The sequence below is a fragment of the Ekhidna sp. genome (genome assembly GCF_040223195.1).
Lineage (GTDB): Bacteria > Bacteroidota > Bacteroidia > Cytophagales > Cyclobacteriaceae > Ekhidna.
Genome location: NZ_JAVKDX010000002.1, coordinates 1 through 1,480, shown reverse-complemented (window position 1 = coordinate 1,480; position 1,480 = coordinate 1). Strand labels below are relative to the sequence as shown.

Below are 1,480 nucleotides of genomic sequence, written 5' to 3'. Positions count from 1 at the left end.
ATCAAATCGCTTCTCACCTTCAAAGACCACCCCGGCAACTCCACCAGCAAAAGCAGAGCTGACATACTCGTTCAATTTTTGAATATCCAGTCCATACTGGGCAACCTTATTTCGGTTGTACCTCACAGTCATTTGAGGAAGACCTGAGGTGCGCTCTGCATTGACATCTCCGGCACCCGGTACGGTTGATATGATATCCGCCATCTCTTGAACCTTGGTAGCCAAAACCTCCAAATCTTCACCGTATAGTTTGACAGCAATATCTTCTCGCACTCCCTCGAGCAACTCATTGAAGCGCAGCTCTACAGGCTGTGTGAATACGAGATTAACACCTACCAGGTGTTCATTGAGTTTGTCCTTGATTTGATCAATCAGCTCGTCTTTGGTCGTTGCAGAAACCCACTTGTCTTTGTCTTTTTCGAGAATGAGATACATATCTGCAATGTCCATCGGCATGGGATCTGTCGGAATATCCGCCACCCCGATTCTCGCTGTGACCGTTTTGATCTCCGGGAAATTTTCAAGTAGGAGCTTTTCAATTTTAATCGAGACTTCTTTGGACTCTGTTAGCGAACTCCCCGGCCTGATCAATGCTTGCATCGCAATGTCACCTTCATCTAACTGAGGAACGAATTCCCCGCCCATTCGGGAAAAAGTAAAACCTGCGATTGCCAGGAGTAAAATGGCTACCATGATCACCATGGCCTTAAATCGCAAGGCACTTTTCAAAACAGGAAGGTAAACTCGTTGAAGTCCTCCAATGAGTTTATCACTTACCCTTTCCAATGATCTTTCAAAGCGACCGAACCAATTCTTTTTGTTCTGAACAGGCTTCATAAGGAGCGCTGACATCATTGGTACGTAAGTCAGGCAAAGTACAATTGCTCCAATCATGGCAAAACCAAAGGTGTAGGCCATTGGCTGGAACATCTTGCCTTCAACACCTGTGAGAAACAGAATAGGCGCGAAAACGATTAGAATAATAATCTGACCAAAAAAGGCGGAACCCATCATGGTGCTTCCGGACTCATAAGCCACCTCATCCATTACTTTCTGATTGAAACCCACCTTGCCAGCTCTGATTCTTTTCTGGATTTCATAGACCGTGCCTTCAATGATGATCACCGCTCCATCGATAATGATTCCAAAGTCAATGGCTCCTAAGCTCATCAGGTTGGCCCACACATTGAATTGCTTCATCAGAATGAAAGCAAAAAGCAATGAAAGCGGAATGGTTGTGGCAGTGACGAGACCGCCTCGCAAACTTCCCAACAGGATAACGAGCGCAAATATGACAATGAGTGCTCCTTCGATCAGGTTGGTTTGTACAGTACTGGTAGTTCTGGAAATAAGATCACTTCTGTCTATGATGGTATTGATTTCCAATCCTTCAGGAAGCGATTTCTCAACTTCCTCCATACGTTCTTTTACATTCTGTATGACTGCATTGGGGTTGGAACCTTTGAGCATCATAATGATG

1 protein-coding gene is annotated in these 1,480 nt (G+C 44.9%); it reads right to left on the bottom strand.

Features of this window, described 5'->3' with window-relative positions; translation table 11 throughout:
• Positions 1 to 1,480, bottom strand: a 1,480-nt coding sequence (locus tag RLN88_RS00020; protein ID WP_350219320.1) for an efflux RND transporter permease subunit, incomplete at both ends; no start/stop codon positions are given.